This is a genomic window from Streptomyces sp. NPDC014861 (genome assembly GCF_043081625.1).
GTDB lineage: Bacteria > Actinomycetota > Actinomycetes > Streptomycetales > Streptomycetaceae > Streptomyces.
Genome location: NZ_JBIBWV010000003.1, coordinates 514,414 through 539,733 on the forward strand (window position 1 = coordinate 514,414; position 25,320 = coordinate 539,733).

Genomic DNA, 25,320 nt, shown 5'->3' on the forward strand with positions numbered 1-25,320 from the left:
AGCGGTACGGCGGGGCGCCGCCCGGATCGAGGCCCGGACGCACGGGGCGCCGATCCCGCAGGGCACCCGTCGTACGACACACGGCCCGCCGTGCGTGCCGGGACGGCGCGGTGCGGATAGCGTCGGCCGAGCCCGAGGACGTCGTTCCCGACGGAAGAGAGAAGGCGGTCGCAGTGTCCCGGAATCGCCGTTTGATCCTGAGCCCGCCGTCCAAGGTGTGGAGCCTGCTGTCCGACGGCGGGCGCTACGGCGAATGGGTCTCGGGCACGCAGCGGGTCATCGCCGCCGACCCGCACTGGCCCGAGGTGGGCGCCCGGCTCCAGGTCAGGGTGGGCGTCGGTCCCGTCACGCTGGACGACACGTGCGTGGTCCGCATCTGCGAGCCCGGGCGCCGGCTCGAACTGGAGGCGAAGGCGGACCCGTTCGGCGCGGCCCGCATCGCCATGCACCTCGTCCCCTGGGGCGGGAACACCCTCTTCCTGCTCGAATGGCATCCCCTGCGCGGCCCCGGCACCCGCATGCACGGCCTCCCCGTCGACTACCTCGTCTCCATCCGCAACGGCATGATGCTGACGAAGCTCGCCCGCATCGCCGTCCGCGAGCAGCACGGAGCGGACCGGCCGGCGCCCGCGTCCTCCGCCTGAGGGCCGCCCGCGGAGGGAGCGGTCAGCGGACGAAGCGGATGTGCGGGCGGCCGTCCGGGTCCGGGTGGGTCACCGCGGCGCGGACGCCGTAGACCTCGGAGACGAGCTCCGCGGTGAGGACCTCGTCCACCGGACCGGCCGCCGCGACGCGGCCCTCGTGGAGCACGACCACGTGATCGCAGTACATCGCCGCGAGGTTGAGGTCGTGCAGGGCCATGACGCAGGTGAGGCGCAGATCCGAGACGAGGGCCATCAGGGCGAGCTGGTGGTGGACGTCGAGGTGGTTGGTCGGCTCGTCGAGCAGCAGTTCGCGCGGCTCCTGGGCGAGGGCGCGGGCGAGCTGGACGCGCTGGCGCTCGCCGCCGGAGAGGGTGCGCCAGGCGCGGTGCGCGCGATCGGTGAGGCCGGTGCGGGCGAGCGCGGACCGGACGGCCTCCTCGTCGGCGGGCGTCGGGGGCGACCACGCCCGGCGGTGCGGGACGCGGCCGAGGCGTACGGCGTCCGCCACGGTGAGGTCCACCTGGGTGTCGGCGTGCTGCTCGACGACGGCGACCCGCCGGGCGAGCGCACGGCGTGGGACCGCGCCCAGCCGTTCGCCGTCCAGGGTCACGACCCCCGTCTCCGGCGCGAGGACGCCCGCCAGGACGCGCAGCAGCGTGGACTTCCCCGAGCCGTTCGGCCCCAGCAGCCCGGTCAGCGTGCCCGGACGCGGCGCGATGCTCACCCCGTCCAGCACCAGTGCCCCGCCGGCCGTCCGCGAGACCCGGGCGGCGCGGAGCCCCGTACCGCCGTGGACCGACGTCGACGTGCCGGTCATCGGGGGCTCCTGGTGCGGTACAGGACGAGGACGAAGGCGGGGACGCCCACGAGCGACGTCACCACGCCGACCGGGACCTCCTGCGGGTCGAGGACCGTGCGGGCGAGGGTGTCCGCCCACACCAGGAAGACGGCCCCGGCGAGCGCGGTCAGCGGCAGCAGCCTGGCGTGACCGGGGCCGGCGAGGGCGCGCACCGCGTGCGGCAGGACCAGGCCGACGAAGCCGATCGCGCCGGCCGCGGCGACGAGGACGGCGGTGAGCAGCGCGGTGACCGACAGCAGCACCAGCCGCGTGCGCGCCACGGCCACGCCCAGCGTCGCCGCCGCGTCCTCCCCGAACGCGAAGGCGTCCAGCGTACGGGCGTAGCCGCCGCACACCAGCAGCGCGACGGCCAGGACGGCGGCGCACACGCCGACGTCGGACCAGTCCGCCCCGCCGAGCGAGCCGAGCAGCCAGAAGAGGATGCCCCGGGTGGTCTCGGCGTCGGCGGCGGTCATCACCACGAACGAGGTCAGCGCGGAGAAGAGCTGCATCGCGGCCACGCCCGCCAGCACGACGCGGTCCGTCGAACCGCCCAGCGTGTGGCTGAGCAGCAGGACGAGGCCGAACGAACCGAGCGCGCCCAGGAACGCCCCTCCCGCGACGGACAGCGCACCCCCGCCCACGCCGAGGACGACGACGGAGACCGCCCCGGTCGACGCGCCCGAGGAGACGCCCAGCACGAAGGGGTCGGCGAGCGGGTTGCGCAGCAGCGACTGCATCACCGCGCCGCAGACCGCGAGCCCGGCGCCGCACGCGGCGGCGAGGAGGGTGCGCGGCAGCCGCAGTTCCCAGACGATGCCCTCCCGGAGGGGGCTCAGCGCGGACGCCTCGCCGCCGAGGTGCGACACGATCACGGTCCAGGCGTCCGCGACGCGGATGTCGGCCGGACCGATGGTGACGGCGAGCGCCACGGAGACGCACAGGAGGAGGACCCCGGCCGTCCCCGCGACCGCCGTGCCGACCGCGGCACGGCGCCGGCCCCCGGCCACGCCCGCCTCGGCGGGACCGGCGGCCGGACCCGGCCGGATCACTTCGCGAGCCCGTGCGTCCGCAGCGCGGCGGCCAGCTGTTCGATGCCTTCGACGGTACGGATCGTGGGGTTCATGGCCTGGCCGCTGAGGGTGACGTACCGCTTCTCGCGCACCGCCGTCATGTTCCGCGTGACGGGGTGCGACTCCAGGAACTCGATCTTCTTCGCGGCGCTCTCGGCGGACTGGGCCTTGCGGGTCAGGTCGGCGATCACCAGCACGTCGGGGTCGCGGTCGGCGACGGTCTCCCAGTTGATCTGCGGCCACTCCTCCTTCGTGTCGTCGAAGACGTTCTTCACCCCGAGCACCCCGCTCACGATGCCCGGCGCGCCGCAGCAGCCCGCCATGTAGGGGCCCTGGGAGTCGGAGAACCAGTAGAGGACGGAGGCGCCGCCGAAGTCGGCGCCGGCCTTCGCCTTCGCGACCCGGGCGCTGAGCTCGCCGACCAGCTTCTCGCCGCGCTCCGGCACCCCGAAGATCCTGGCCAGGTCGCGGACCTCGCCGTACACGGTGTCCATGGTCAGCGGCGCGGTCCGCACGCCGTCGCCGTCGCCGCTGTTGTCCTTGCCGACGCAGTCGGAGGGGGAGAGGTAGGTGGGCACGCCGAGCTTCGCGAACCGCTCACGGGGCGCGACTCCACCCTTGCCCAGCGTGTAGAGGAACGAGGCGCTGACGAAGTCGGGCTCGGCATCGAGCACCTTCTCGAACGACGGATACCGCTCGGCGAGCCGGGGGACCCGGGCGTTCGCCTGCTCCAGCCCCTTGAGGACCGGGTCCGTCCAGGTGGCCGTGCCCACCATGCGGTCGGCCAGCCCGAGCGAGAGCAGGATCTCGGCCGATCCCTGGTCGAGGGCCACGGCCCGGCGGGGCGGCTCGGCCACCTCGACCCGCTGCCCGCAGTTGTCGAGACCGACGGGGCCGGCGGCCGCGCCGGAACCCCGGCCGGTGTCCCGGCCCTTCCCCGAGGGCCCGGAGGCCGGGTCGCCCGCGCCGCAGCCGGCGACGAGAACGGCACCGGCCACGAACAGCACGGCGGAGCGGACGGGGTGTGCGAAGGGCACGGCGGGAGTCCTCTGCGTCACGGCTCATGCGCGGAGCCTGTCGTACGGAGCTCCCCGGACGGCGGTGCGCCCTCCGGGGCGCCAGCAGGTCTTCGGACTCGGGATCGTCCGGACGGGACGCCTTCCCGGGCCCCGAGGGGCCCAGTGGCCGTTGTCCCGCCCGTCACCCTCACCGCTGCGCGTCAGCTCCGGATTCCCACCGGATTCCCTGACCCGTGCACGTACCGCCTCGATACGTACAGAGGTGCGACTGGCCCGGGCAAGCTATCACAGGGGATCTTGCCGCCGCCCGGGGTCCCGCGCAGGTCAGACGCGGTGCGCGACCTCCGCCAGGGCGTTCTTGACCTCCTGGGCCACGCGGGCGGCGTCCTCGGGGTTGTTCACGACATCGGTGTTGTTCATGTCGACGACGAGGACGTCGCTGGCGGAGTAGTGCCGGTGCACCCAGTCGTCGTACCCGGACCAGAGCGTGCGGTAGTACTCGACCAGGCCCTCGTCCTGCTCGAAGTCGCGCCCCCGCAGTCCGATGCGGTGCAGGACCGTCTCGAAGTCCGCCTTCAGATAGACCATGAGGTCGGGCGCCTTGCGGTAAGGCAGCCCCTCGATCTCGCGCATCATCTCGTCGAGCAGTCCCTCGTAGACCTGCATCTCCAGGGAGCTGATCCGGCCCAGGTCGTGGTTGACCTTGGCGAAGTACCAGTCCTCGTAGATCGACCGGTCGAGGACGCTGTCGTCCTGCTTGTACGCCTCCTTGATCGCGGCGAACCGGGTCTGGAGGAAGTACAGCTGGAGGAGGAAGGGGTAGCGCTTCGCCTGGATCTCCTCGGGGCTCGCCGAGTAGAAGAGCGGCAGGATCGGGTTGTCGTCCACGCTCTCGTAGAAGACCTCGGTGCCCAGCTCCCTGGCGAGCAGCTCGGCCACACTCGTCTTGCCGATCCCGATCATGCCTCCGACGCAGATCACCGGCATACCTCACTTCTCCCTGGGGGTCTTCTGTACGTGGACGGGGAGCTGGGCCTCCCGTACCACTCGGACGCGCGCCGGTGGTCAGGCGATTCCCCGGGGAGACGTGATCAAGGTCATTCCGTGATCGACGCCGTGCGGTCCCGATGGGCCGGCCGTACCGCGCCCGCCGCTCGAAGCGGCAGGCCGCGGCCCCGCAGCCGCGTCAAATTTTAGATGACGATCCGGCCGGAGCGCTCCGCCCCGGCGTCGGGGGCGGTCGCCCCGGTCTTGGGGCGAGTCGGAGCGGCCGGCGGGGCCGGGGAGCCGGAGGCCGGGAGCCGGGAGCCGGGGGCCGGGAGCCGGGCGAGGGGGACGGATCTTCACCCGGGGCCGGCGGTTTTCGGACGTGGCGGTCCCGGGGTGGTCCGCCGGTCGGGTCGGTCATCGGGTCGGTCGTCGGGGTCGGCCTGTGGGTTCGGTGGGTTCGGTCGGCGGGGTCTGTCAGTGGGGTCTGCGAGGATGCCGCCATGCACGAGGAAGTCATCCCCATTCTCCGCGTGGAGAACGCCGCGGTGGCCGTGGCCTGGTACGAGCGCCTGGGCTTCGCCCAGCAGTGGGAGCACCGCTTCGAACCGGGATTCCCCGCGTTCGTCGAGGTCGCCCGGGGCGGGGTCCGCCTGTTCCTGTCCGAGCATGAGGGCGACGCCCGCCCCGACACGCTGGTCTACCTCCGCGTGCGCGACGTCGATGCCGTCGCCGCCGAGTTCGGCGCGCGGGTGGAGGACGTCCCGTGGGGGCGCGAGTTCGAGCTGCGGGACCCCGACGGGAACCGGCTGCGGATCGCCACGCCGCAGGGCTGACGCCGGAGGGCCGATGCCGCAGGGCGGACGGCGGAGGGCTGATGTCGAAGGACGGACGCCGTAGGGCTGATGTGGGAAGGCAGGGCGGCGCGGGTGATCGTCGTACGAGCTGAGTACGATCACCTACCCCGGTCTGAGTACGTGAGCGGTCGCCCGCTCCCGCGCGGCACCGGAAGGGTGAGCGCATGCGCCGATTGCCGTTGCTCGTACCGCTGTTGCTGCTCACCGTGGGCTGCGGTGTGCTGCAGAACTCCGAAGGGGACGCGACGGACGCCGCGCGCGAGGTGGCGCGGAAGGCGGGCGAGCGGCTCCACAGCCAGCGTCCGCGTACCGCGGAGGAGGTCGGGCGCTCCGCCTCCGGCATCGACGGCGTGGAAGTCCTGGGACTGAGCGGCACGTCGACGCACGAAGGCGACGGCGTCGACGTGGTCGTCCGCACCTCCGGCTCCGCGTACGACGGCTGGTTCGACGTCCAGGAGATCGTCGTGCACCGCTGCTTCGAGGTGCGGGTGTCGCCCGCGGCGGAGTGGCGCGAGGTCCCTCGTGACGTCGACTGCCCCGACAACCTCCCGCTGACCTTCGCCCCGCCTCCCGCCCCGCCCGAACTGCCCTCCGGCAAGCTGCACGCGGCACTCTCCGAGGTCTCGAAGGACGGCAAGGCGGACGAGGCGGAGGTACGCGGTGCGCTCGCCGGCCTGGACCTGGACCCGGCGATCCGTACCGAGGTGCTCGCGTCCGGAGGCAGGGTCGGCGTCCACCTGTCTTTGAAGGGCAACGGCTTCGACCCCCAGGACTGCGTCCTCGCCCGCGTGACACCCGGCAAGAAGCCGGAGGTCTGGACGCCCCCGAGGATCCAGCGCATGCCCGGGGAAGGCGGCTGCGACGTCGCCTACGCCCTGAACCCCCTGCCCCTGCCGCACTGAGCGGCCCCGCTCAAGGGGGCGGGGTGAGCGTGAACTCCCAGTGGTGTGTCTTCCCTTGTCGATCACGACCAGGTGCGGGCCCTCGGGGATCCGGGGCCTCTCCCGGACGTGCCGGAATGGCGCACCTTGAGCTTCAGCCGGCCGCCGGCGGGCGGAGGGACGAGCAGGGCGCGGCCCGCACCGCTGCGCCGCCGAAGTCCTGTGCCAGGCCCGCGAGCCCCACGTCGTACCCCCAGGACCCGCTCCACGTCGCGCTCGACGCGCGGCAGGTCCAGCTCCCCCCAGTCGGCGACCTGCCCGCCGCGTTCAGCAGGAGCGCCGCAGCTTCCACGAGGGGCGCGTCGGTGTCCCACGGCGACCCTCAACGGGGCTTTGGGCACAGGGAGGTTCACGCCCTTGGCGATGTGCGTCATGTGACGCATGGTGGTAGCGGAGGATCGACAGGAAGAGATCTTCACCGTTCGGTGCGCCGGGCGTCGGCGGAGAGGTGAGGGACCTCTCTCCGTCTCCCGAACTCCGCTCGACAGGCCCACCCTTGTCAGGTTAGCCTCCCCTAAGCTGAAATCGGGAGGGGGATCGCGATGGCTCAGGACCATTCATGCCGCGTCCCTCCGGTTCACGCGAGGCGCGCTCCGTCCGCCGCTTCCCCCGCCGTCACCGCCGGCCGCTTACGCGGGCCCGGCTCACCGGGCCTCCGTTCCTCCGGCCCGGATCCGGCCTGATTCCCGAACGCCTCGCTCCCGAAGGGCAGCGCCGCCGCGACGCGCGGGCGGGGCGGCATCGTGAGAACCCTCGAAAGGAACATCTGTGTTCACTGGTACGCGTCGCGCTCCGGCGCGGTTCGTCGGGCAACTGCCGCGTGTGGCTGTCGTCGTGGTCGCCGGGCTGGCTCTGTCGGCCTGTGGTGGCGGCTCGGAGAAGGAGGAGGCGAAGCCCGGGGCCGTGACGTCCGGCAGCGGGGCGCCGTCGGTCTTCCCGGTGACGGTGGAGCACAAGTACGGCAGCACGACGATCGACAAGGAGCCGAAGCGGGTCGTCACGCTGGGTCTGTCGGACCAGGACGCGGTGCTGGCGCTCGGGATCAAGCCGGTCGGCGCGGTGGACTGGTTCAAGGAGGACCCGTACGGCAAGTGGCCGTGGACGAAGGACAAGTGGGGTGCGGACAAGCCGCAGATCGTCGGCGAGCGTGACGAGTACAACGTCGAGAAGATCGCGGCGCTGAAGCCGGACCTCGTCGTCGCCCAGTACTCGGGGATGAAGAAGGAGCAGTACGACACGCTGTCGAAGTTCACCAAGGTCGTCGCGCAGCCCAAGGGCGTGCCGGACTACGGGGCTTCGTGGCAGGTGATGACCCGGCAGATCGGCAAGTCCCTCGGGAAGGCCGGGGAGACCGAGAAGCTGATCGAGGGCATCGACGCGCGGTTCGAGGCGGTGCGCGGGAAGCATCCGGAGTGGGCGGGCAGGACCCTGGCCGTCGCGGACAGCTTCGAGGCGGGCAAGTACTCGGCGTTCACGAAGACAGACCCCAAGTCGATCTTCTTCCAGGAGCTCGGGTTCAAGCTGAAGCCGGAGATCGACACCCTCGCCAAGCCCGGCTGGAACGTGGCGGAGCTCAGCGCGGAGAAGCTGAACGTCCTCGACGTCGACCGGCTCGTCTGGGTCACCTCCAGCACCGACGCCAACACCCGCATCAAGGCCGAACCCCTCTACAAGAAGCTCAAGGTCAACCAGGACGAGCGCGACCTGTTCGTGCCCTACCAGGACCCCGACATCGGCGCCGCGTTCTCCTTCAACACCGTCCTGTCCATCCCCTACGCGATCGACGAGATCGAACCCCTGCTGACCGCGATCAAGTAATTGCGATGACGTAGTACCCGGAAGTTACGGCGCCGCCCGCGAAGGTCCTCCTTCGCGGGCGGCGCTTTCATGTCCAGGCGGGTTTCCGCTACCGGACGACGGCTTCGGGATCCCGGTCCGGATCCGCCGCAGGTCGCGGAACCGTACCCGTCCCGGCTCGTTCGCCCGGATCCTGGCGGCTGTCGGACCAGGCCGTCCACAGTTCCGCGTAGCGGCCGCCGGCGGCGACGAGTTCGGTGTGGGTGCCGGTCTCGACGATCCTGCCGTGGTCGAGGACGACGACCCGGTCGGCGGCGGCCGCCTGGGGGAGGCGGTGGGCGACGACGACGCCGGTGCGGCCTTCCAGGGCGCGTTCGGCGGCGTCCTCCAGGACGCGGGCGCCCGCGCTGCCCGCGTCGGCGGTCGCCTCGTCCAGGATCGCGATCGGCGGATCCGCGAGCACCAGCCGCGCCAGCGCCACGTGCTGGGCCTGCGCGATCGTCAGCCGGTGCCCGCCCTCGCCGACGACCGTCTCCAGCCCCTCCGGCAGGGCCTGGGCCCAGTCGAGGGCGCCGACGGTGGTGAGGGCGGTGCGCAGTTCCTCGTCGGTGGCGTCCGGTTTGGCGAGGCGGAGGTCGGCGGTGAGCGGTCCGGCGAAGACGTGTACCTCCTGGCTGATGAGTGTCACCGCGCGGCGGACGCCCTCGGGGCCCAGTTCGCATGTGTCGACGCCGCCGAGGGAGATGGTTCCGCCGCTGGGGGTGTGGATGCCGGCGATGACCTTGGCCAGGGTGGTCTTGCCCGCGCCGCTCGCACCGACCAGTGCGATCCGCTCACCACTGCCCACCTCCAGGTCGACCCCGGACAGGACGGGGCGTCCGCTGGTGTAGGCGTGGCCGAGGCCTGTCACCTTGATGGCGCCGTCGAGGGGTGTGTTGCCGTCTTCGGGTGCCGGTTCGGCGGGGAGGTTGGCGACGCCGATGAGGCGGGCGAAGCTGGCGCCGGCGGACTGGGCGTCGTCGATGAGGTAGAGGGCGGCGTTGACGGGGTTGAAGAGGCTGTGGAAGTAGAGGGCGGCGGCGGTGGCGGTGCCGATGGTGACGGCTCCGTCCTGGACGAGGAGGAAGCCGGTGCCGAGCATGGCGGCGAGACCGATGAACTCGGCCAGGTTCAGGCGGGAGAAGAACCCGGTGACGATGTGCAGCCCGCGCAGCGCGACGTCCCGCGCGGCTCCCGACCGGTCCTCCAGCATGGTGGCGTGGGGGTCGTTGAGGCGGAAGGCGCGGACGGTGCGGACGCCGCCGATGCTGTCGAGGAGCTGGTGCTGGAGGGCGCCGGTGGCGATGCGGTGCCGGGCGTAGACGGGGGCGGCGCGGCGCAGGTACCAGCGGACGGAGAGGATCTGGACGGGTACGGCGAGGAGGGCGGCGAGCAGGAAGCGCCAGTCGAGGACGGCGAGGCCTGCCAGGGTGAGGACGATGGTCAGGGCGGAGCGGGTGAACTCGGGGAGGGCCTGGCGCACCGACTTGGCGATCATGGAGACGTCGCTGGTGACCCGGGAGACGAGGTCTCCGGAGCCGGCGGCCTCGACGCGTTCGAGGGGCAGGCGCAGCGCCCGCTCGATGAACCGCTCGCGCACGGTCGCGAGCACCGTCTCGCCGAGCCGGGCGACCAGTACTCCGCCGACCACGGCGGCGGCGCCCCTGGCTAGGGCCACTACGACGAGCAGGGCCAGCGGGACGGTGAGGGCGCGCGGCCCTTCGCGTTCGACCACGAGGTCGACGATGTGCCCGAGCAGTGGGGCGGTGAGGAGGCCGATCCCGGTGCCGGCGACGAGCACGAGGGCGGCGGTGACGGCCAGGAACCGGTGGCCGCGCAGGATCACGCGCAGCGCCGCGAGGCACTCCGCGCCGCCGGCCGTCGGGAGGAGCGCGCGGCCCGGGTGGTCCGTGCTGGTTCCGCTCATGTCGGTCTCCGTCCGTGTGTCGCCGGTCGGGCGGGTGGTCTCCGGGCCGCTCGCGCGGTCCTCGTGCACGGCGGTCATGCGAGCACCGCCTTGCGGTAGGTCTCGTTCGCGGTGACGAGCTCGGCGTGCGAGCCGTCGGCCGTCACGGTCCCGCCGTCGAGGACGACCACCCGGTCGGTCACCGCGAGGAGCGCCGGACTGGTCGTGATCAGGACGGTGGTGAGCCCCCGGCGGCTCTCCCGCAGGCGGGCGGCGATCCGGGACTCGGTGACCGTGTCCACGGCCGTGGTCGGATCGTGCAGGACGAGCACCGGGCGGTCGGCGGCGAGCGCCCGGGCGAGCGCGACGCGCTGGCGCTGCCCTCCGGAGAGCGACCGGCCCCGCTCGGCGAGCACCGTGTCCGCGCCGTCCGGCAGCAGCAGGGTCACCTCGTCCGCCGTGGAGGCGGCGAGGGCGGCGTCGACCGCCTCGGGCCCGGCGGCGCCCGCCCGTACGTTGTCGAGCAGGCTGCTCTCGAACAGGTCGGCGTCGTGGGGCGAGACGAGCACGGAGCGGCGCAGCAGGTCGGGGTCGAGCTCGGTGAGCGGGACGCCGTCGAGTTCGACGTGCCCGTCGGCGGGGTCCGTCTCGCGGGCGAGGGCGAGGAGGAGGTCCTGGGCGGCGGCCGGGTCGCGGGTCACGATCCCGGTGAGGCTGCCGGCCGGCAGGTCGAGATCGATCCCGCGCAGGTCGCCCAGGTGCACGTTCCGCAGCCGGACGTGCCCGGCCGTCGTGCCGGCGGGGGCCCGCTCGCCGCCGGGGACGGCGGCGGGGGAGGCGAGGACGTCCGCGATGCGGCGGGCGGAGGCCCGGGCCTGGGCGAACTCGGCGTTCGCGTAGGCCAGGAGCTGGAAGGGACCGAGGAGGAACTGCGCGAGTCCGACGGCTGCGACGAGGTCGCCGACGCTGATGGTCCCGTCCATCGCCAGGTAGGCGCCGACGATCCCGATGACGGCGATGAAGACGCCGGTCAGGGCGAGGAGCGCGCCTTCGTGCCCGGCGCGGCTGCGGGCGGCCCGCAGGGCGGCGGCGAGGGAGTCCTGGCTGGTGGTGCGGTAGCGGGCCACGGCGGCGGACTCGGCGCCCATGCCCTTCAGGACGCGAAGCCCCGAGACGAGGTCGGCGGCGACTCCGGAGGCGTGCGCGGCGCTCTCCTGTTCGGTCTCGCTGCGCTGTTCGAGGGGGCGGCTGATGCGGTGGCCGAGCCAGAGCAGGGGCGGGATGCCGAGCAGGACGAGCAGGCCGAGCGGGACGGAGATCCTCAGCAGGGCGACGGCGCTGACCACGAGGGCGGCGATCGCCGCGCAGCCGTACGGGAGCACGGTGGCGACCGAGCCGACGCGGCGGGCGTCGTTGGTGGCGATGCTGGTGAGCGCGCCCGGCAGCCGGTTCGCGTCCGCCCCGCCGCGCGGGTCGAGGACGCGGGCGCCGAGTTCGAGGCGGAGGCGGTGGGCGGCGTGTTCGCCCGCGCCTTCGGCGATCCTGGCGCTGGTCCGGTAGCAGGTGGACAGCACGAGGAAGAGGACGCCGAGGAGCAGCAGCCAGCGCAGCAGCGCGTCGCCGGAGCCGGTGGCGAACGCCGAGTCGATGGCGGCGCCGATGACCACGGGGACCAGGGCTTCGCAGGCCTGGTGGGTCATGCCGAGCGCGGACGCCGTGACGACCCTTCGGCGTTGGCCTCTGAGCGCCCCGCGGAGGACGAGTCCTCCGGTCGGTCCTCCAACGGGCATGTGACCCTCCATCCGGAGTCGTGAGAAGTTAGGTAAGGCTATCCTGCGTATCGAACACTCGTGAGACGGTCGGCCGTTCCTGCGGGTGAGAGCCCTGCCGGGTCATCTCGGCCTGCGCGCACGCGCGTTGACCCACTCACCACGTTCGGTTAGCCTCGCCTAAGTTACAAGCCCCGTGGGCGCCGAGTCGCCCCCTCATCCCTACAGCGCATGAACGATCGCGGTACACGCGCACCGCCGTCAGGGGGAATTCTCGTTGCCGGTCGAAACCCGGGCGGTGTCCGACGCGGAAACCGCCCCCACCGCCCTGCCCGAGCCGCGCGGCACCTCCACGGCCCTGCGGGGCGCCGGACTCCTGGCCGTGCTCGCCGCACTCGTCCTCGTGGGACTGCTCAGCGTGTGGACGGGGACGCGGGGCATCCCGTTCTCCGCCACCTGGAGCGCCCTGTGGAATCCCGACGGGTCCGAGACCTCGGTGATCATCCACGACTACCGCATCCCCCGGACGCTGCTCGGTCTCCTCGTCGGGGCGGCGCTGGGGCTGTCGGGGGCGCTGATGCAGGCACTGACCCGGAACCCGCTGGCGGAGCCGGGGCTCCTGGGGATCAGCCTGGGATCGTCGGCCGGGGTGGTCGTGGCGATCGCGTTCCTGGGAGTGGGTTCCGTCCTCGGGTACGTGTGGTTCGCGTTCCTGGGCGCGGCCGTCGCTTCGGTGGTGGTGTACCTGCTGGGGTCCGCCGGCCGTCAGCTGGCGACGCCCGACCGCCTGGTGGTCGCGGGGGCGGCGGTGACCGCGGTGCTGTACGCCTTCAACTCGGCGGTGCTGCTGCTGAACCCGCGGGCCTTCGACCAGTTCCGGTTCTGGACGGTCGGATCGCTCGCCGGACGCTACTTCGACGTCGTGTGGGTGATCCTGCCGTTCGTGGCGGCGGGCCTGGTCATCGCCCTGCTGCTCGGGCCCTCGCTGAACGCCCTGGCCCTGGGCGACCAGATGGGCCGGGCCCTGGGCGTGCACGTGAACCGGACGAGGATCCTCGGGGCCGTCGGCGTCATGCTGCTGTGCGGTGCCGCGACCGCCGCCGCCGGACCGGTCGCGTTCGTCGGCCTCGTGGTCCCGCACATCGCCCGCTTCGTCGTCGGCCCGGACCAGCGGTGGGTGCTGGCGTACTCGATGCTCCTCGCCCCCGTCCTGCTGATCGGGGCGGACGTGCTGGGGCGGGTGATGGGCGCGCCCGGTGAGGTCCAGGTCGGGATCGTCACCGCGTTCCTGGGGGCGCCGGTGTTCCTGGCGCTGTGCCGTCGTCGAAAGCTGGTCATGCTGTGAGCACCACCCGCGCGGAGCGGACCGCGAAGACGGCGGGCCGGCGGATCCACCGGCCCCGCGTGATCACCGGAACCGTCCTGCGGACCGGCGGAGCGTCGGTACGCCTCCAGGGGCGCGCCGTCGCCGTGACGGCCGCGCTCCTGACCGCCCTGGTCGCCGTCATGCTCGTCAGCCTCACCACCGGCGACTACGAGCTGTCCGTCACCGAGGTCGTCCGGGCGCTGGCCGGGCGGGACACGGGCGGCGCCGACTTCATCGTGAACACCCTGCGCCTGCCGCGTCTGCTGACCGCGCTCGCGGTGGGCGCGGCTCTGGCGGTCAGCGGCGCGCTGCTGACGAGTCTGACCGGGAACGCGCTGGGCAGTCCGGACATCATCGGTTTCACCAACGGCTCCGCGGTCGGCGCCCTCGTCGTCATCATCCTGATGCACGGCAGCATGACCCAGATCGCCACCGGCGCCCTGATCGGAGGCCTCGCCACCGCCGCCGCCGTCCACCTCCTCATGCTCGGCCGCGGCCTGCACGGCTTCCGCCTGATCGTCACCGGCATCGGCGTCAGCGCCCTGCTCCTGGCCGTCAACTCCTACCTGATCACCCGCGCCACCTTCCAGGAAGCCCTCGAAGCCCAGGCCTGGCTGATCGGCAGCCTCAGCAACCGCGGCTGGATCCACGCCAACGCCATCCTCCTCGCCTGCGCCGTCCTGCTCCCGCCCGCCTTCCTCCTCTCCCGACGCCTGTCCATGGTCGAGATGGGCGACCTCACCGCCACCGCCCTCGGCGTGAACGTCACCCGCACCCGCGCCACCCTCCTGGTCATCAGCGTCGCCCTGGCCGCGTTCGCGACCGCCGTGACCGGCCCGATCTGGTTCATCGCCCTGGCCGCGCCCCAGCTCGCCCGCCGGCTGACCCGCACCGCCGGCCCCGCCCTGCTGCCCGCCGCACTCCTGGGCGCCCTGCTGCTCGCCGTCAGCGACCTCGCCGCCCAACGCCTCTTCGCCCCCGCCCTCCTGCCCGTCGGCACGGCGACCGGCACCATCGGCGGGCTCTACCTGATCTGGCTGCTGATCACCGAGTCGCGAAAGAGCCGCGCATGACACACACCCCCGCCCCCGATCCCACCACCGCGCCCGCGTCCCGCCTCCGGGCGGAGGACCTGACCCTCGCCTACGACGGACGCACGGTCGCCACCCACCTCGGCGTCGCCGTCCCCGACCGCTCCTTCACCGTGATCATCGGGCCGAACGCCTGCGGCAAGTCCACCCTCCTCAAAGCCCTCGCCCGGATGCTCAAGCCCCGCCACGGCCAGGTCCACCTCGACGGCGCCCCGATCACCTCCTACCGCTCCCGCGAGGTCGCCCGCCGCGTCGGCCTTCTCCCGCAGACCTCCACCGCCCCCGGCGGCATCACCGTCGGCGACCTCGTCGCCCGCGGCCGCTACCCCCACCAGGGCCTGCTCAAGCAGTGGTCCGCCGACGACGAGGCCGCCGTCGTCGACGCCATGCGGCAGACCGGCGTCCTCGAACTCGCCGACCGGCCCGTCGAGGACCTCTCCGGCGGCCAGCGCCAGCGCGTCTGGCTCTCCATGGTCCTCGCCCAGCAGACCGACCTCCTCCTCCTGGACGAGCCGACCACCTTCCTCGACATCGCCCACCAGGTCGACGTCCTGGACCTGTGCGCCGAACTCCACGCGCGCAAGGGGCACACCGTCGTCGCCGTCCTGCACGACCTCAACCAGGCCTGCCGCTACGCCACCCACCTCATCGTCCTGCGCCCCGGCGGCACCATCGCCGCCGAAGGCGCTCCCGCCGACGTCATGACCGCCGAACTCGTCGAGGACGTCTTCGGCCTGGCCTGCCGCATCATCGACGACCCCGAGACCGGCACCCCCCTCATGATCCCCGCCGCACCCAGGCGGTTCGCGCCCGAGGACGGGGAAGGGCGCGGCCGGTCGCCCGAAGCCGTGATGGCCGAACCCCGTTAGGACGGACAGCCCATGATGCTCTGCACGAGGCTGACGAACGCGAACATCATCACCATGGACCCCGACCATCCGGTCGCCCACGACCTGGGCATCTGGAACGGCCGCATCGTCGGTGTGGACGAGGCCGTGACCTCGCTGCCCGCCCGGGAGGTCGTCGACCTCCAAGGGGCCACCGTGCTGCCGGGATTCATCGACAGCCACGTGCACCTCTCGTGGGCGGGCCTGAAGGCGCGCACCCCCAGCATCGCGGGACTCACCCGCGTCGAGGACGTCCTGCGGGCCGTGGAGGACGCGGTCGCGCGCGGAGGCCCGCCCGGCGCCTGGGTCAGCATCGGCGGCTACGACCAGCGGGTCCTCGGCCGGCACCTGACCGCCGGCGAGCTGGACCGGGTCGGCCACGGCCGCCGGATCTTCCTCATGCACGACTCCGGCCACGCCTGCGTCGTCAACTCCGCGGTGCTCGACCTGCTCCCGGCCGACGTCCCCCACGAGGACGGCCTCCTCGTGGAGGGCGCCATGGGGGCCGTACGGAAACTGCGGCTGCCGTACTCCCAGGCCGAACTCGCCGACGCCATCGAGCACGCGGGCCGCGCCTGCCTCGCGGAGGGCGTCACGGCCTGCGCCGAGGCCGGCATCGGCGGCGGACTGCTCGGGCACAGCGCCGTCGAGCTCGGCGCGTACCAGCTCCTGCGCGACGAGGGTCGGCTGCCCCTGCGGGTCCAGCTCATGCCCGGCGGCGACACCCTGAAGCCGACCAACGCCCACCGGCACGACGGCATACCGCGGGCGCTCGACCTCGGGCTGCGCACCGGCTTCGGCGACGACTGGCTCTCCGTCGGGGCGCTCAAGATCTACACCGACGGCGGGATGATGGCGCGGACCGCCGCCCTCACCGAGCCGTACGAGGGGACGGAACACACCGGTCAGCTCCAGGACGACCCCGAGCGGCTCACCGACCTCATCGTCGACGGCCACCTCGGCGGCTGGCAGCTCGCCGTGCACGCCATCGGCGACCGCGCGGCCGACCTCGCCCTCGACGCCCTGGAACAGGCGCAGAAGGCGCGTCCCCGCCCCGACGCGCGCCACCGCATCGAGCACGCCGGGCTGATCCGCCCCGACCAGCTCCCGCGCTTCGCCCGGCTCGGCGTCAGCGCGGTGGTCCAGCCCAACTTCCTGCGCTTCTTCGGCGACGACTACGCGACCGTCATGGGGGAGCGCCGGGCGCCCTGGATGTACCGGGGCCGAGGCTTCCTCGACCACGGGGTGACCCTCGTCGGCAGCTCCGACCGGCCCGTCACGGACGGCTCCCCGCTGCGCGCGATCCAGTTCATGGTCGAGCGCGCCTCCGTCTCCGGCCGGTCGATCGGGCCGGACGAGGCCATCACGGTGGACGAGGCGCTGCACGCCTACACCGTCGCCGGCGCGTACGCCTGCCACTGGGACGACAGCGCGGGCGTCCTCGCCCCCGGCAGGCGCGCCGACCTCGTGGTGCTGGGCGACGATCCGCGGCGCGTCGCCCCCTCCCGGATCGGCGCGATCGAGGTCGTGTCGACCTTCGTCGACGGACACGAGACGACGGGGGAGGCCACGCCGTGAGCGACCGCGGAAACGTTCCGGAGCGCTTCGCCGCGCTGTGGGAGCCCCCCGCCACCCCGCCGCGCTGGGTCATCTGGCACACCGGCGCCGACGAGGCGATGGTCTTCGACCGCCACGCCAACCTTCCGGTCGACGTCGACGACCCCTTCCTCCCGGAGGTCCTGCGCCGCATGCGGGCGGCGGGCGCCCCGGAGACCGACGACTACCCGGGCGGCCCGTGCGGGTAGCACCCGCGGGCACCCCGGCCCCATGCCGACGGCCCCCCACCGAGAACGGTTCTCCCGTCCGGTGAGGGGCCGCGCGGCCTCCGACCGTGGTCCCGCGGTCACGCGTACGGCGTCAGGCGCCGCCGTCCGCCGAGGCGTCGAGGATCCGGGGCAGGGCCGAGAGGAGGGCGTCGGCCCGCTCCTCCTCCAGGGTCAGGGCGGGGGCCAGCCGGACGACGGCGGGGCCCGCCGCGTTCACCAGGAAACCGGCCTCCTGCGCCGCGCGCTGGAAGCGGGCGGCGACCGGATCGGTGAGGACGACGCCCAGGAGCAGCCCCGCCCCCCGCACCTCCCGGACCAGGGGATGCCCCAGCGCCTCGACACCGCGCCGCAGCCGGGCACCCACCCGCGCGACCCGGGGGAGGAGCCCTTCCTTCTCGATGGTGTCCAGGACGGCGAGCCCGGCCGCGCAGGCCAGCGGGTTGCCGCCGAAGGTGGAGCCGTGCTGACCGGGGGTCAGCAGAACGGCGGCCGGGCCGAAGGCGACCGTGGCGCCGATCGGCAGCCCGCCGCCGAGGCCCTTGGCCAGGACGACGACGTCGGGGTCCACCCCGGGATCCGCCTGATGCGCGAACCAGCGGCCCGTCCGTCCGATCCCGGTCTGCACCTCGTCGAGGACGAGGAGACTGCCCGTGGCGCGGGTGATCTCGCGGGCGGCGCGCAGATACCCCTCGGGGGCCGGCAGGACCCCGCCCTCGCCCTGGACCGGTTCGAGCACCAGGGCCGCCGTCCGCTCCGTGACGGCCGCGCGGAGCGCCGCCACGTCACCGAAGGGGACGTGCGTCACCTCGCCCGGCAGCGGCAGGAAGGGGGCGCGCTTGGCCGGCTGGCCGGTGAGCGCGAGCGCTCCCATGGTGCGCCCGTGGAATCCGCCCTCGGCCGCGACCAGATGCGGACGCCCCGTCCTGCGGGCGATCTTGAAGGCGGCTTCGACGGCCTCGGTCCCCGAGTTCGCGAAGAACACCCTCCCTCCGCGGTCCGGCCCGCCGCCCAGCAGCTCCAGGAGCCGCTCCGCGAGCGCGACGGGCGGCTCGGAGACGAACAGGTTCGACACGTGCCCGAGCCGGGCGGCCTGGTCGTGGACCGCCGCGACGAACGCCGGGTGGGCGTGCCCGAGGGCGTTGACGGCGATCCCGCCGGTGAAGTCGGTGTACGCGCGCCCGGACTCGTCCCACACCGTGCTGCCCTCGCCCCTGACGAGGGCCAGCGGGGGAGTGCCGTAGGTGTCCATCATGGCCGCGCGCCACCGGTCGGCGAGCGGCGTCGTGGTGGTGTCGGGGGTCATGCCCGGTCCTCCTCGGCGGGCGGCCCGGCCGGCCCGGTCGTCTCGTCCGGCACGACCGTCGTGCCGGGGCCGTGCTCGGACGCGATGCCGTGCAGGAGCGCGTGCGGCACCCGCCCGTCGATCACCTGCGCCCTGCCGACACCCGCCCGTACGGCCCGCAGGCAGCCCTCCATCTTCGGGAGCATGCCGCTCGCGAGGCCCGGCAGCAGCCCGCCCAGCTCGGAGGCGGTCAGCCGCCGGATGACCTCGGTGCTGTGCGGCCAGTCCGCGTACAGCCCCTGGACGTCGGTGAGCACCACGAGCCGGTCGGCGCCCAGGGCGATCGCGAGCGCGGAGGCCGCGAGATCGGCGTTGACGTTGTAGACCTCGCGGTCGTCGCCGCGCGCGATCGGCGAGACGACCGGGATGCGGCCCTCGTCCAGTAAGGCCCGGACGGTGTCCGGGGCCACGGACACGACCTCGCCCACCAGACCGATGTCCACGAGCCGTCCGTCGACCTCGGCACCGCGCCGCACGGCGGTGAGCGTGTGCGCGTCCTCCCCCGACAGGCCCACGGCGAGCGGGCCGTGGGTGTTGATCACGCCGACGAGCTCGCGCTGGATGCGGCCCGTCAGCACCATCCGGACGACGTCCATGGTCTCCGGCGTCGTCACCCGCAGGCCCGCCTCGAAGCGGGACTCCAGGCCGAGCCGGTCGAGCATGGCACTGATCTGGGGGCCGCCGCCGTGCACCACGACCGGCCGCACCCCGGCCCGCCACAGCTCCACGACGTCGCGGGCGAAGGCCTCCAGGAGCGCGTCGTCCACCATGGCGTTGCCGCCGAACTTGACGACGACCGTGCGGCCCCCGAGCTCCTCGCGCCAGGACGCCGCCCCGGTGGGCGGCGCGACCGGCGCGACCGGGCGGGCGACTGTCGTACCCATCTGTGTCCCCGTCCCGCTCACGAGCTGTAGGCGCTGTTCTCGTGGACGTACTCGGCCGTGAGGTCGTTGGTCCAGACGACCGCCGACGCGTCACCGGAGCGCAGGTCGACCGTGACGGTGATCCGGCGCCCGGAGAGGACCGCCTTCTCGCGGGGTTCTCCGGCCGCGCCGTCCCGGCACACCCAGACGCCGTTGATCGCCACGTCCAGCCGGTCGGGGTCGAAGACGGCGTCCGTCGTGCCGATCGCCGAGAGCACCCGGCCCCAGTTGGGGTCCTCCCCGTGCAGCGCGCACTTGAGGAGGTTGTTGCGGGCCACGGAGCGGCCGACGGTGACGGCGTCCCGTTCGGTGGCGGCGCCGACGACCTCGATCTCGATCTCCTTGGACGCCCCTTCGGCGTCCGCGACGAGCTGCCGGGCCAGGTCGGCGCAGACGGCGTGCACGGCCTCGGCGAACTCGTCCGGGTCCGGGACCTCGCCCGAGGCGCCCGAGGCGAGCAGCAGGACGGTGTCGTTGGTGGACATGCAGCCGTCCGAGTCCACGCGGTCGAAGGTGGTGCGCACGGCGGAGCGCAGCGCGGAGTCGAGCAGCGTGTCGCCCGCGTCGGCGTCCGTGGTGAGGACGACGAGCATGGTGGCGAGACCGGGGGCGAGCATGCCCGCGCCCTTCGCCATGCCGCCGACCGTCCACCCGGAGCGCGCGACGGCGGCGGTCTTGTGCACCGAGTCCGTGGTCATGATGGCCCGGGCCGCGTCCCCGCCGCCGAGCGGCGAGAGCGCGTCCGCCGCGGTGCCTATGCCGGCCTCGACGCGGTCCATGGGCAGCCGGACGCCGATCAGGCCGGTGGAGCAGACGGCGACCTCGTCCGGGCTCACGCCCACCGCTTCCGCCGTCCGCTCCGCCATGGTCCTGGCGTCGTGCGCGCCGGCCTCGCCGGTGCAGGCGTTGGCCCCGCCGGAGTTGAGGACGACGGCGGAGACCCGCCGGTCGGCGAGGACGCGCCGCGACCAGCGCACCGGCGCCGCCTGCACGCGGTTCGAGGTGAACACCCCGGCGGCGGCGCGGGACGGTCCCCGGTTCACCACCAGGGCGAGGTCGGGGGCCGCGGACTCCTTGATCCCCGCGGCGACGCCGCAGGCGAGGAACCCCTGGGCAGCGGTGACGGTCACAGTGCCTCTCCGTTCGCTTCTGTGCCCGCGTGGCGCGGGGTCCTTGACCTGGTCGTCGTCCGCGGCGCCGCGGACGGGCCCGCTCCCTCGGCGGGCGGGGGGAGGTGTCCGCTCACGGGGCCACCCCGTCCGTGGGCAGGCCCTGTCGCTCCGGCAGACCGAGGGCGACGTTCATGCACTGCACCGCGCCGCCCGCGGTGCCCTTGGTCAGATTGTCGATCGCGCTCACACAGATCAGGCGGCCCGCCTCGGGGTCCACGGCCACCTGGAGGTGGGCGGTGTTGGAGCCGAGGACCGATGCCGTGGAGGGCCATCGCCCGGGCGGGAGGACGCGGACGAACGGCTCGTCGGCGTAGACCGCCTCGTAGACCGCGCGCACCTCCTCCTCGCTCACGGCGGCACCGGGCCGGAGCCGCGCCGAGCAGGTGGCGAGGATGCCGCGCGGCATGGGGGCGAGGGTGGGGGTGAAGGACACGGCCACGTGCTCGCCGGCCGCCAGCGAGAGGTTCTGGGTGAGTTCGGGGGTGTGCCGGTGGCCGCCGCCGACCCCGTACGGCGTCATCGACCCCATCACCTCGGCGCCGAGCAGATGGGGGCGGAGCGCCCGCCCGGCGCCCGAGGTGCCACTGGCCGCGACGATCACCGCCTCGGGTTCCACCAGGCGGTGCGTGTGGGCCGGGAACAGCGCCAGGGTCGCCGCGGTGGGGAAGCAGCCGGGGACGGCGACGCGGGTGGCGCCCTTGAGTTCGTCGCGGGCGCCCGGGAGTTCGGGGAGTCCGTACGGCCAGGTGCCCGCGTGCGCGGAGCCGTAGAACCGCCGCCAGGCGGCCGGATCGCGCAGGCGGAAGTCGGCGCCGCAGTCGATGACGAGGGTGCCGGGCGTCAACTCGGCGGCCAGGGCGGCCGATTGGCCGTGCGGCAGGGCGAGGAAGACCACGTCGTGCCCGGACAGGTTCTCCGCCGTGGTCTCCTTCAGGACCCGGTCGGCGAGGCTGTTCGCTTGCGGGTGTGCTTCCCCGAGTGTCCGGCCCGCGCTGCTGTGCGCGGTGACGGTGCCGATCTCCACCTCGGGGTGCGAGGTGAGCAGACGCAGGATCTCTCCGCCGGCGTAGCCACTGGCTCCGGCCACCGCGACCCGTAGGGCCATGTTCTTCCGTCTCCTGTTGTCGAGGTGCGGTTGGAAGGGGGATGCCGTCACGCGTCGCGCGGGACCCGGCCGAGCAGCAGGTCGCGCAGGAGGGCGTCGGTCGTACAGACCACACCGCTGCGCGCGGCCCAGCGCAGGGCCATGGCGTGCTCCTCGGCGGAGAAGTCCGCCACGGCGTCGGCGACGACGAAGGGCTGGATGTCGTTCATGAAGGCGTCCGCCGCGGTCAGCAGGACGCCGAGGTGGGCGTAGACGCCGCAGACGATGAGCTGGTCGCGGCCCTCCTCGCGGAGCACGCGGCCGAGGTGGCTGCGGAGGAAGGCGTTGGGGCGCAGGTTGGGCAGCACGTGCTCCCCGGTGCGGGGGACGAGCGGGGCGACGAAGGCGGACTCCTCGGGGTCGTCCCCGATGCCCGGACCCCACACGTCGGCGACGAGGCCGCGTCGGCCGGGTGACTGGCCGGCCGGTTCGGCGGTGAAGACGACCGGCATGCCGAGCGTGCCCGCGAGCTCCCGCAGCGCGGCGATGTTCTGGACCAGCTCCACGACGGGCGAGCGGCCCGCGGGGAAGGCCCGGACGAAGTGGTGCTGCATGTCGTGGACGAGGAGCGCGGCCCGCGAGGGGTCGATGGTCCAGGAGGCGCACGAGTGGGGAAGGGCGGCCCGGTCCGGCATGGGATAGGACTCGATGACAGGCAAGCCCATGAAGGGTCCCTCCCCGGCGGACCGGCTCGTGATCGAGCCTGCGGAACTGAACTGAACTGAACTGCAAGGAACTGAAAGGTGGTCCGGTCCGGGTGGCAGCCGCGTGTGCGGTGCGCCGGCCGGCGAGCGGACGAGGTGGAGCGGTCCGGTCAGGGGTGGGAGCGGGTCGGGGAGTGGTGGTGGCACGGACACGGTTCCGAGAGCAGCTGCCGGATCCGCTCGCCCGCCTCGGTGGCGTCGCGGGCCGGGGCCGGGAAGAGCAGACGGAGGTCGCAGTGGCCGCCGGGGTACTCGCAGCGCAGGGTGATCGAGCGGCTGTCCAGGGCGTACGGGAGCGCCCGGGCGACGACGGGGGGCACCCGGTGTCCGGCCAGGTCGAGGAGGTGTCGCGTCGTGTCGCCGTGGGCGTCCACGAGATGCGTCAGCAGACCGGCCTCCTCGACGGCGAGGGGGTCGGCCTCCGCCCGGGCCAGCTCCTCCGGTGCGACGTCCACCGTTCCCGACGGGGTGCCCAGCCGGACGTGCGTGGCCTCCAGGCGCAGGTCGCCGCCGTCGGCCGCGGCGAGGCGGCCGACGACGGTCACCCGCGCCCTCACGCGGCTGCGGACCGCGGTCGGGGCGATGTCGGTGAACTCCAGCACGGCCGCCTGGCCGGCGGCGGGGGCCTCGGCCGGGTGGAGCGGCGCCGTCCCGTCCTGGAGGTGGAGGGTGAGGGTGCCGTCGGGGGCGACGGTGTGCATGCCGATCAGGTCGTACTCCTGCCCGGCGGTCCTGAGGGAGAGGGAGACCGCGCGCGCCAGGACGGTGCGCACGTGCTCCGCCGCGCTCGGCCCGGTGGGGACGACGGTGCCATGCGTGCTCAACGGGACTCCCTGCGGACAAAGACGGATCGGTGACCTCGGCCCGCCGGCCCATGCCGAGCCGACGAATTGAGGTAAGGCTAACCTTAGTTTGCGTCCGCGAGCTGCCTAGCGGCCGGGGCGTAAGGTGACGTACATCACATGGTGGTGCTGGCTTGTGTCGCGGCGGAGTGCTGGCCTGTGTCGCGGCGGAACACTCCACCCCCGGAAGGGGGTTCAGGCGAACAGCCGGGAGTGGGACGCGCGGCGCGCCGTCGACAGCAGCGAGCGGATGCGGGGAGCGACCTGATCGACGTCCGCGAGGGGCGTGGGGAACGGCAGCCGCACGTCGTGCTGGCCGGCGGCGCGTTCGAGGCGCAGGGTGATGCCGTAGCGGTCGATCGCGAGGGGCAGGGCGCGCACGAGATCGCGCTTGAGCCCCGAGGAGGCGAGGCGGAGCAGCCGGGTGACCAGATCGGGGTGGTCGGCGACGAGATGGTGGAGCATCGCCGCCTCGCAGCCCGCCAGGGGATCCGGGTCCGCCGCCGTCAACTGGCTCAGCGGGACGTAGGTGCGCCCCTCGGCGTCCTCCAGGACGGCCTGGCCGAGGAACATGCACGTGCTCGCGGACGACTCCGCGCCGTAGGCGGAGGCGACGAGGCCGGTGAGGGTCACCCGGGCGCGCACGCGGTCGCGGACGGGCGTGGGCGCGATGTCGGTGAGCTCGACGCGGATCGGGATGCGCGGCGCCCCGTGCTGCTCCAGGTCGCCGGTGGGCTCGTGGAGGTGGATGCGGCCCATCGCGGGCGTGCCGTCGACGGTGTGGACCTCGTGCCGGTCGCCGTCGGTCACCACGGTCATGGAGCGGGCCACCGTGATGATCGACCGCATCCGCTCGGCAGGGGTCGGCCGTGTGTCACGGGAAGTGCGAAGCCGCATGGGTGCTCCAGGGAGGTGGGGGCGAGTACCAACTTAGGTAAGCCTAACTTAACCTATCGACGGGGTGGGAGGGGATGGGTACATCCCTTCGACCCGCCGCCGCGCACCCCGACGGCCCGTCAGAACCCTTGCCCTGCCCGCCCGACGGCACGTCAGAACCCCTGCCCCCGGGCCCTCCGGACGGCGCGGCCACGGCGGCGAAGGCCCGGCGGTACGAAGGCTCAGCGGTACGGAGGCCCGGCGGTACCGCGGCTCGGTGTCATGGTCCGTCCGGCCGGTACGACGTGAGGGCCCGGCCGCCGGTGCGGTCGGGCCCTCACGCGCGTCTCCGTCAGCGTCCGGCGAGCAGGCCGAGGAGCCGGGCGACCTCGGCGGCCACCGCCTCGCGGGCCGGCCCGAGGTACCTGCGGGGGTCGGCGACGCCCGGGGCCTCCGCCAGCCGTTCCCGGATCGTGCGGGTGAAGAGCTGGTTCAGGTGGGTGGAGATGTTCACCTTCGTCATGCCGGCGGCGACGGCCTTCACCAGGTCCTCGTCGCCGACGCCCGAGGAGCCGTGCAGGACGAGGGGTATGCCGAGGGATTCCCGGAGGCGGGTGATGAGGTCCAGGTCGAGGACGGCGTCGCGGGTGAGCATGGCGTGCGAGCTGCCCACGGCGACGGCCAGCGCGTCGACGGCCGTCGCGGCGGCGAAGGCGCGGGCCTCCCCGGGGTCGGTGCGGACGCCGGGGGCATGGGCGCCGTCCTTGCCGCCGACCTCGCCGAGTTCGGCCTCGACCCAGACGCCGGCCCGGTGGCAGTGGTCGGTGATCGCGCGGGTGGCGGCCACGTTGGCCCCGTACGGGAGACGGGACGCGTCGAACATCACCGAGGAGAATCCGAGCGCGACGGCCTCGTGGACGAGAGCGGTCGTCTCGGCGTGGTCCAGGTGGACCGCGACGGGCACGGAGGCGGCGTCGGCGAGGGACAGCGAGGCGGCCGCGATCGGGGCGAGGGCGCCGTGGTAGCGGACGGTGTTCTCGCTGATCTGGAGGATCACGGGGAGTCCGGCCCGTTCGGCTCCGGCGACGATGGCCTCGGCGTGCTCGATCTGCACGACGTTGAAGGCGCCGACGCCGCGGTCGCCTGCGGACGCGGGACCGATGATGTCACCGGTGGGGGCGAGGGGCATGAGGGTTCTCCACAGAGCGGTGGGGCGCCGTCGGGGGACGGCGTCGGCCGCGGCGGGGACCGGCGGAGTCGCCGCGGGCCCCCGCCGG

23 protein-coding genes and 1 riboswitch are annotated in these 25,320 nt (G+C 73.6%); of the genes, 9 read left to right on the plus strand and 14 right to left on the minus strand.

Annotation, left to right across the window (positions count from 1 at the left end; all coding sequences use genetic code 11):
- Positions 1–173 precede the first annotated feature (173 nt).
- The gene (locus ACF1BN_RS08890; RefSeq protein WP_392330891.1) at positions 174–644 is read left to right on the plus strand and encodes an SRPBCC family protein; all 471 of its coding nucleotides are present in this window, start codon (positions 174–176) and stop codon (positions 642–644) included.
- 22 nt (positions 645–666) lie between these two features.
- Here the strand turns inward: ACF1BN_RS08890 and ACF1BN_RS08895 are convergent, their stop codons facing one another.
- The 4 genes from ACF1BN_RS08895 to ACF1BN_RS08910 form a co-directional block, all read right to left on the minus strand.
- A complete protein-coding gene (locus ACF1BN_RS08895; RefSeq protein WP_392330892.1) occupies positions 667–1,461 on the minus strand; it encodes an ABC transporter ATP-binding protein in 795 nt (264 codons plus the stop codon).
- Entirely contained in the window at positions 1,458–2,534 is a 1,077-nt protein-coding gene (locus ACF1BN_RS08900) for a FecCD family ABC transporter permease (RefSeq protein WP_392330893.1), read from the minus strand. Before ACF1BN_RS08900 ends, ACF1BN_RS08895 begins: the two co-directional genes overlap by 4 nt.
- The gene (locus ACF1BN_RS08905) at positions 2,531–3,592 is read right to left on the minus strand and encodes an ABC transporter substrate-binding protein (RefSeq protein ID WP_392330894.1); all 1,062 of its coding nucleotides are present in this window, start codon (positions 3,590–3,592) and stop codon (positions 2,531–2,533) included. The genes ACF1BN_RS08900 and ACF1BN_RS08905 overlap by 4 nt, the downstream gene beginning before the upstream one ends.
- Before the next feature lie 86 nt (positions 3,593–3,678).
- A riboswitch (cobalamin riboswitch) is annotated at positions 3,679–3,802 on the minus strand.
- Between the two features lie 96 nt (positions 3,803–3,898).
- Positions 3,899–4,561, minus strand: a complete 663-nt coding sequence (locus ACF1BN_RS08910; protein WP_392330895.1) for a deoxynucleoside kinase — start codon at positions 4,559–4,561, stop codon at positions 3,899–3,901.
- A 503-nt stretch (positions 4,562–5,064) separates the two neighbouring features.
- Here ACF1BN_RS08910 and ACF1BN_RS08915 point away from each other — a divergent pair.
- From ACF1BN_RS08915 to ACF1BN_RS08925, 3 genes are all read left to right on the plus strand, one after another.
- Positions 5,065–5,397 (plus strand): glyoxalase superfamily protein, encoded by a 333-nt coding sequence (locus tag ACF1BN_RS08915; protein WP_392330896.1) that lies wholly within the window; start codon positions 5,065–5,067, stop codon positions 5,395–5,397.
- Between the two features lie 185 nt (positions 5,398–5,582).
- Positions 5,583–6,320, plus strand: a complete 738-nt coding sequence (locus ACF1BN_RS08920; protein ID WP_392330897.1) for a translation initiation factor IF-2 — start codon at positions 5,583–5,585, stop codon at positions 6,318–6,320.
- Positions 6,321–7,181: 861 nt separating this feature from the next.
- Entirely contained in the window at positions 7,182–8,177 is a 996-nt protein-coding gene (locus ACF1BN_RS08925) for an iron-siderophore ABC transporter substrate-binding protein (protein WP_392330898.1), read from the plus strand.
- Positions 8,178–8,265: 88 nt separating this feature from the next.
- Here the strand turns inward: ACF1BN_RS08925 and ACF1BN_RS08930 are convergent, their stop codons facing one another.
- Together ACF1BN_RS08930 and ACF1BN_RS08935 are read right to left on the minus strand one after the other, a co-directional pair.
- Positions 8,266–10,122 carry an ABC transporter ATP-binding protein gene (locus ACF1BN_RS08930; RefSeq protein WP_392331017.1) on the minus strand — a complete coding sequence of 619 codons (1,857 nt, stop codon included), beginning with the start codon at positions 10,120–10,122 and terminating at the stop codon, positions 8,266–8,268.
- A gap of 74 nt (positions 10,123–10,196) precedes the next feature.
- Complete coding sequence (locus tag ACF1BN_RS08935; protein WP_392330899.1) at positions 10,197–11,891, minus strand: ABC transporter ATP-binding protein; 1,695 nt, start codon at positions 11,889–11,891, stop codon at positions 10,197–10,199.
- Positions 11,892–12,168: 277 nt separating this feature from the next.
- On the opposite strand from ACF1BN_RS08935, the gene ACF1BN_RS08940 reads away from it, so the two are divergent.
- Genes ACF1BN_RS08940 through ACF1BN_RS08960 form a run of 5 tightly spaced genes read left to right on the plus strand, consistent with a single transcriptional unit; the run spans position 12,169 to position 17,019 of the window.
- The gene (locus ACF1BN_RS08940) at positions 12,169–13,215 is read left to right on the plus strand and encodes a FecCD family ABC transporter permease (protein WP_392330900.1); all 1,047 of its coding nucleotides are present in this window, start codon (positions 12,169–12,171) and stop codon (positions 13,213–13,215) included.
- Entirely contained in the window at positions 13,212–14,309 is a 1,098-nt protein-coding gene (locus tag ACF1BN_RS08945; RefSeq protein ID WP_392330901.1) for a FecCD family ABC transporter permease, read from the plus strand. Before ACF1BN_RS08940 ends, ACF1BN_RS08945 begins: the two co-directional genes overlap by 4 nt.
- Entirely contained in the window at positions 14,306–15,196 is an 891-nt protein-coding gene (locus ACF1BN_RS08950) for an ABC transporter ATP-binding protein (protein WP_392330902.1), read from the plus strand. The genes ACF1BN_RS08945 and ACF1BN_RS08950 overlap by 4 nt, the downstream gene beginning before the upstream one ends.
- Positions 15,197–15,211: 15 nt before the next feature.
- Positions 15,212–16,792, plus strand: a complete 1,581-nt coding sequence (locus ACF1BN_RS08955) for an amidohydrolase (RefSeq protein WP_392331018.1) — start codon at positions 15,212–15,214, stop codon at positions 16,790–16,792.
- A complete protein-coding gene (locus tag ACF1BN_RS08960; RefSeq protein WP_392330903.1) occupies positions 16,789–17,019 on the plus strand; it encodes a hypothetical protein in 231 nt (76 codons plus the stop codon). Before ACF1BN_RS08955 ends, ACF1BN_RS08960 begins: the two co-directional genes overlap by 4 nt.
- 112 nt (positions 17,020–17,131) lie before the next feature.
- Here the strand turns inward: ACF1BN_RS08960 and ACF1BN_RS08965 are convergent, their stop codons facing one another.
- The 8 genes from ACF1BN_RS08965 to ACF1BN_RS09000 form a co-directional block, all read right to left on the minus strand.
- Positions 17,132–18,343 (minus strand): acetylornithine transaminase, encoded by a 1,212-nt coding sequence (locus ACF1BN_RS08965; protein WP_392330904.1) that lies wholly within the window; start codon positions 18,341–18,343, stop codon positions 17,132–17,134.
- Positions 18,340–19,266 carry an acetylglutamate kinase gene (gene argB / locus ACF1BN_RS08970; protein WP_392330905.1) on the minus strand — a complete coding sequence of 309 codons (927 nt, stop codon included), beginning with the start codon at positions 19,264–19,266 and terminating at the stop codon, positions 18,340–18,342. Before argB ends, ACF1BN_RS08965 begins: the two co-directional genes overlap by 4 nt.
- A 17-nt stretch (positions 19,267–19,283) precedes the next feature.
- Positions 19,284–20,435, minus strand: coding sequence for a bifunctional glutamate N-acetyltransferase/amino-acid acetyltransferase ArgJ (gene argJ / locus ACF1BN_RS08975; RefSeq protein WP_392330906.1), 1,152 nt, complete (start codon positions 20,433–20,435; stop codon positions 19,284–19,286).
- Positions 20,436–20,547: 112 nt separating this feature from the next.
- On the minus strand, positions 20,548–21,582 hold the full coding sequence (gene argC, locus ACF1BN_RS08980) for an N-acetyl-gamma-glutamyl-phosphate reductase (protein WP_392330907.1): 1,035 nt from the start codon (positions 21,580–21,582) through the stop codon (positions 20,548–20,550).
- 47 nt (positions 21,583–21,629) lie between these two features.
- A complete protein-coding gene (locus tag ACF1BN_RS08985; RefSeq protein WP_392330908.1) occupies positions 21,630–22,286 on the minus strand; it encodes an isochorismatase family protein in 657 nt (218 codons plus the stop codon).
- Between the two features lie 149 nt (positions 22,287–22,435).
- Complete coding sequence (locus tag ACF1BN_RS08990) at positions 22,436–23,149, minus strand: DUF2470 domain-containing protein (protein WP_392330909.1); 714 nt, start codon at positions 23,147–23,149, stop codon at positions 22,436–22,438.
- 213 nt (positions 23,150–23,362) lie between these two features.
- The gene (locus ACF1BN_RS08995; RefSeq protein ID WP_392330910.1) at positions 23,363–24,064 is read right to left on the minus strand and encodes a DUF2470 domain-containing protein; all 702 of its coding nucleotides are present in this window, start codon (positions 24,062–24,064) and stop codon (positions 23,363–23,365) included.
- Between the two features lie 331 nt (positions 24,065–24,395).
- The gene (locus ACF1BN_RS09000) at positions 24,396–25,232 is read right to left on the minus strand and encodes a ketose-bisphosphate aldolase (protein ID WP_392330911.1); all 837 of its coding nucleotides are present in this window, start codon (positions 25,230–25,232) and stop codon (positions 24,396–24,398) included.
- Positions 25,233–25,320 lie beyond the last annotated feature (88 nt).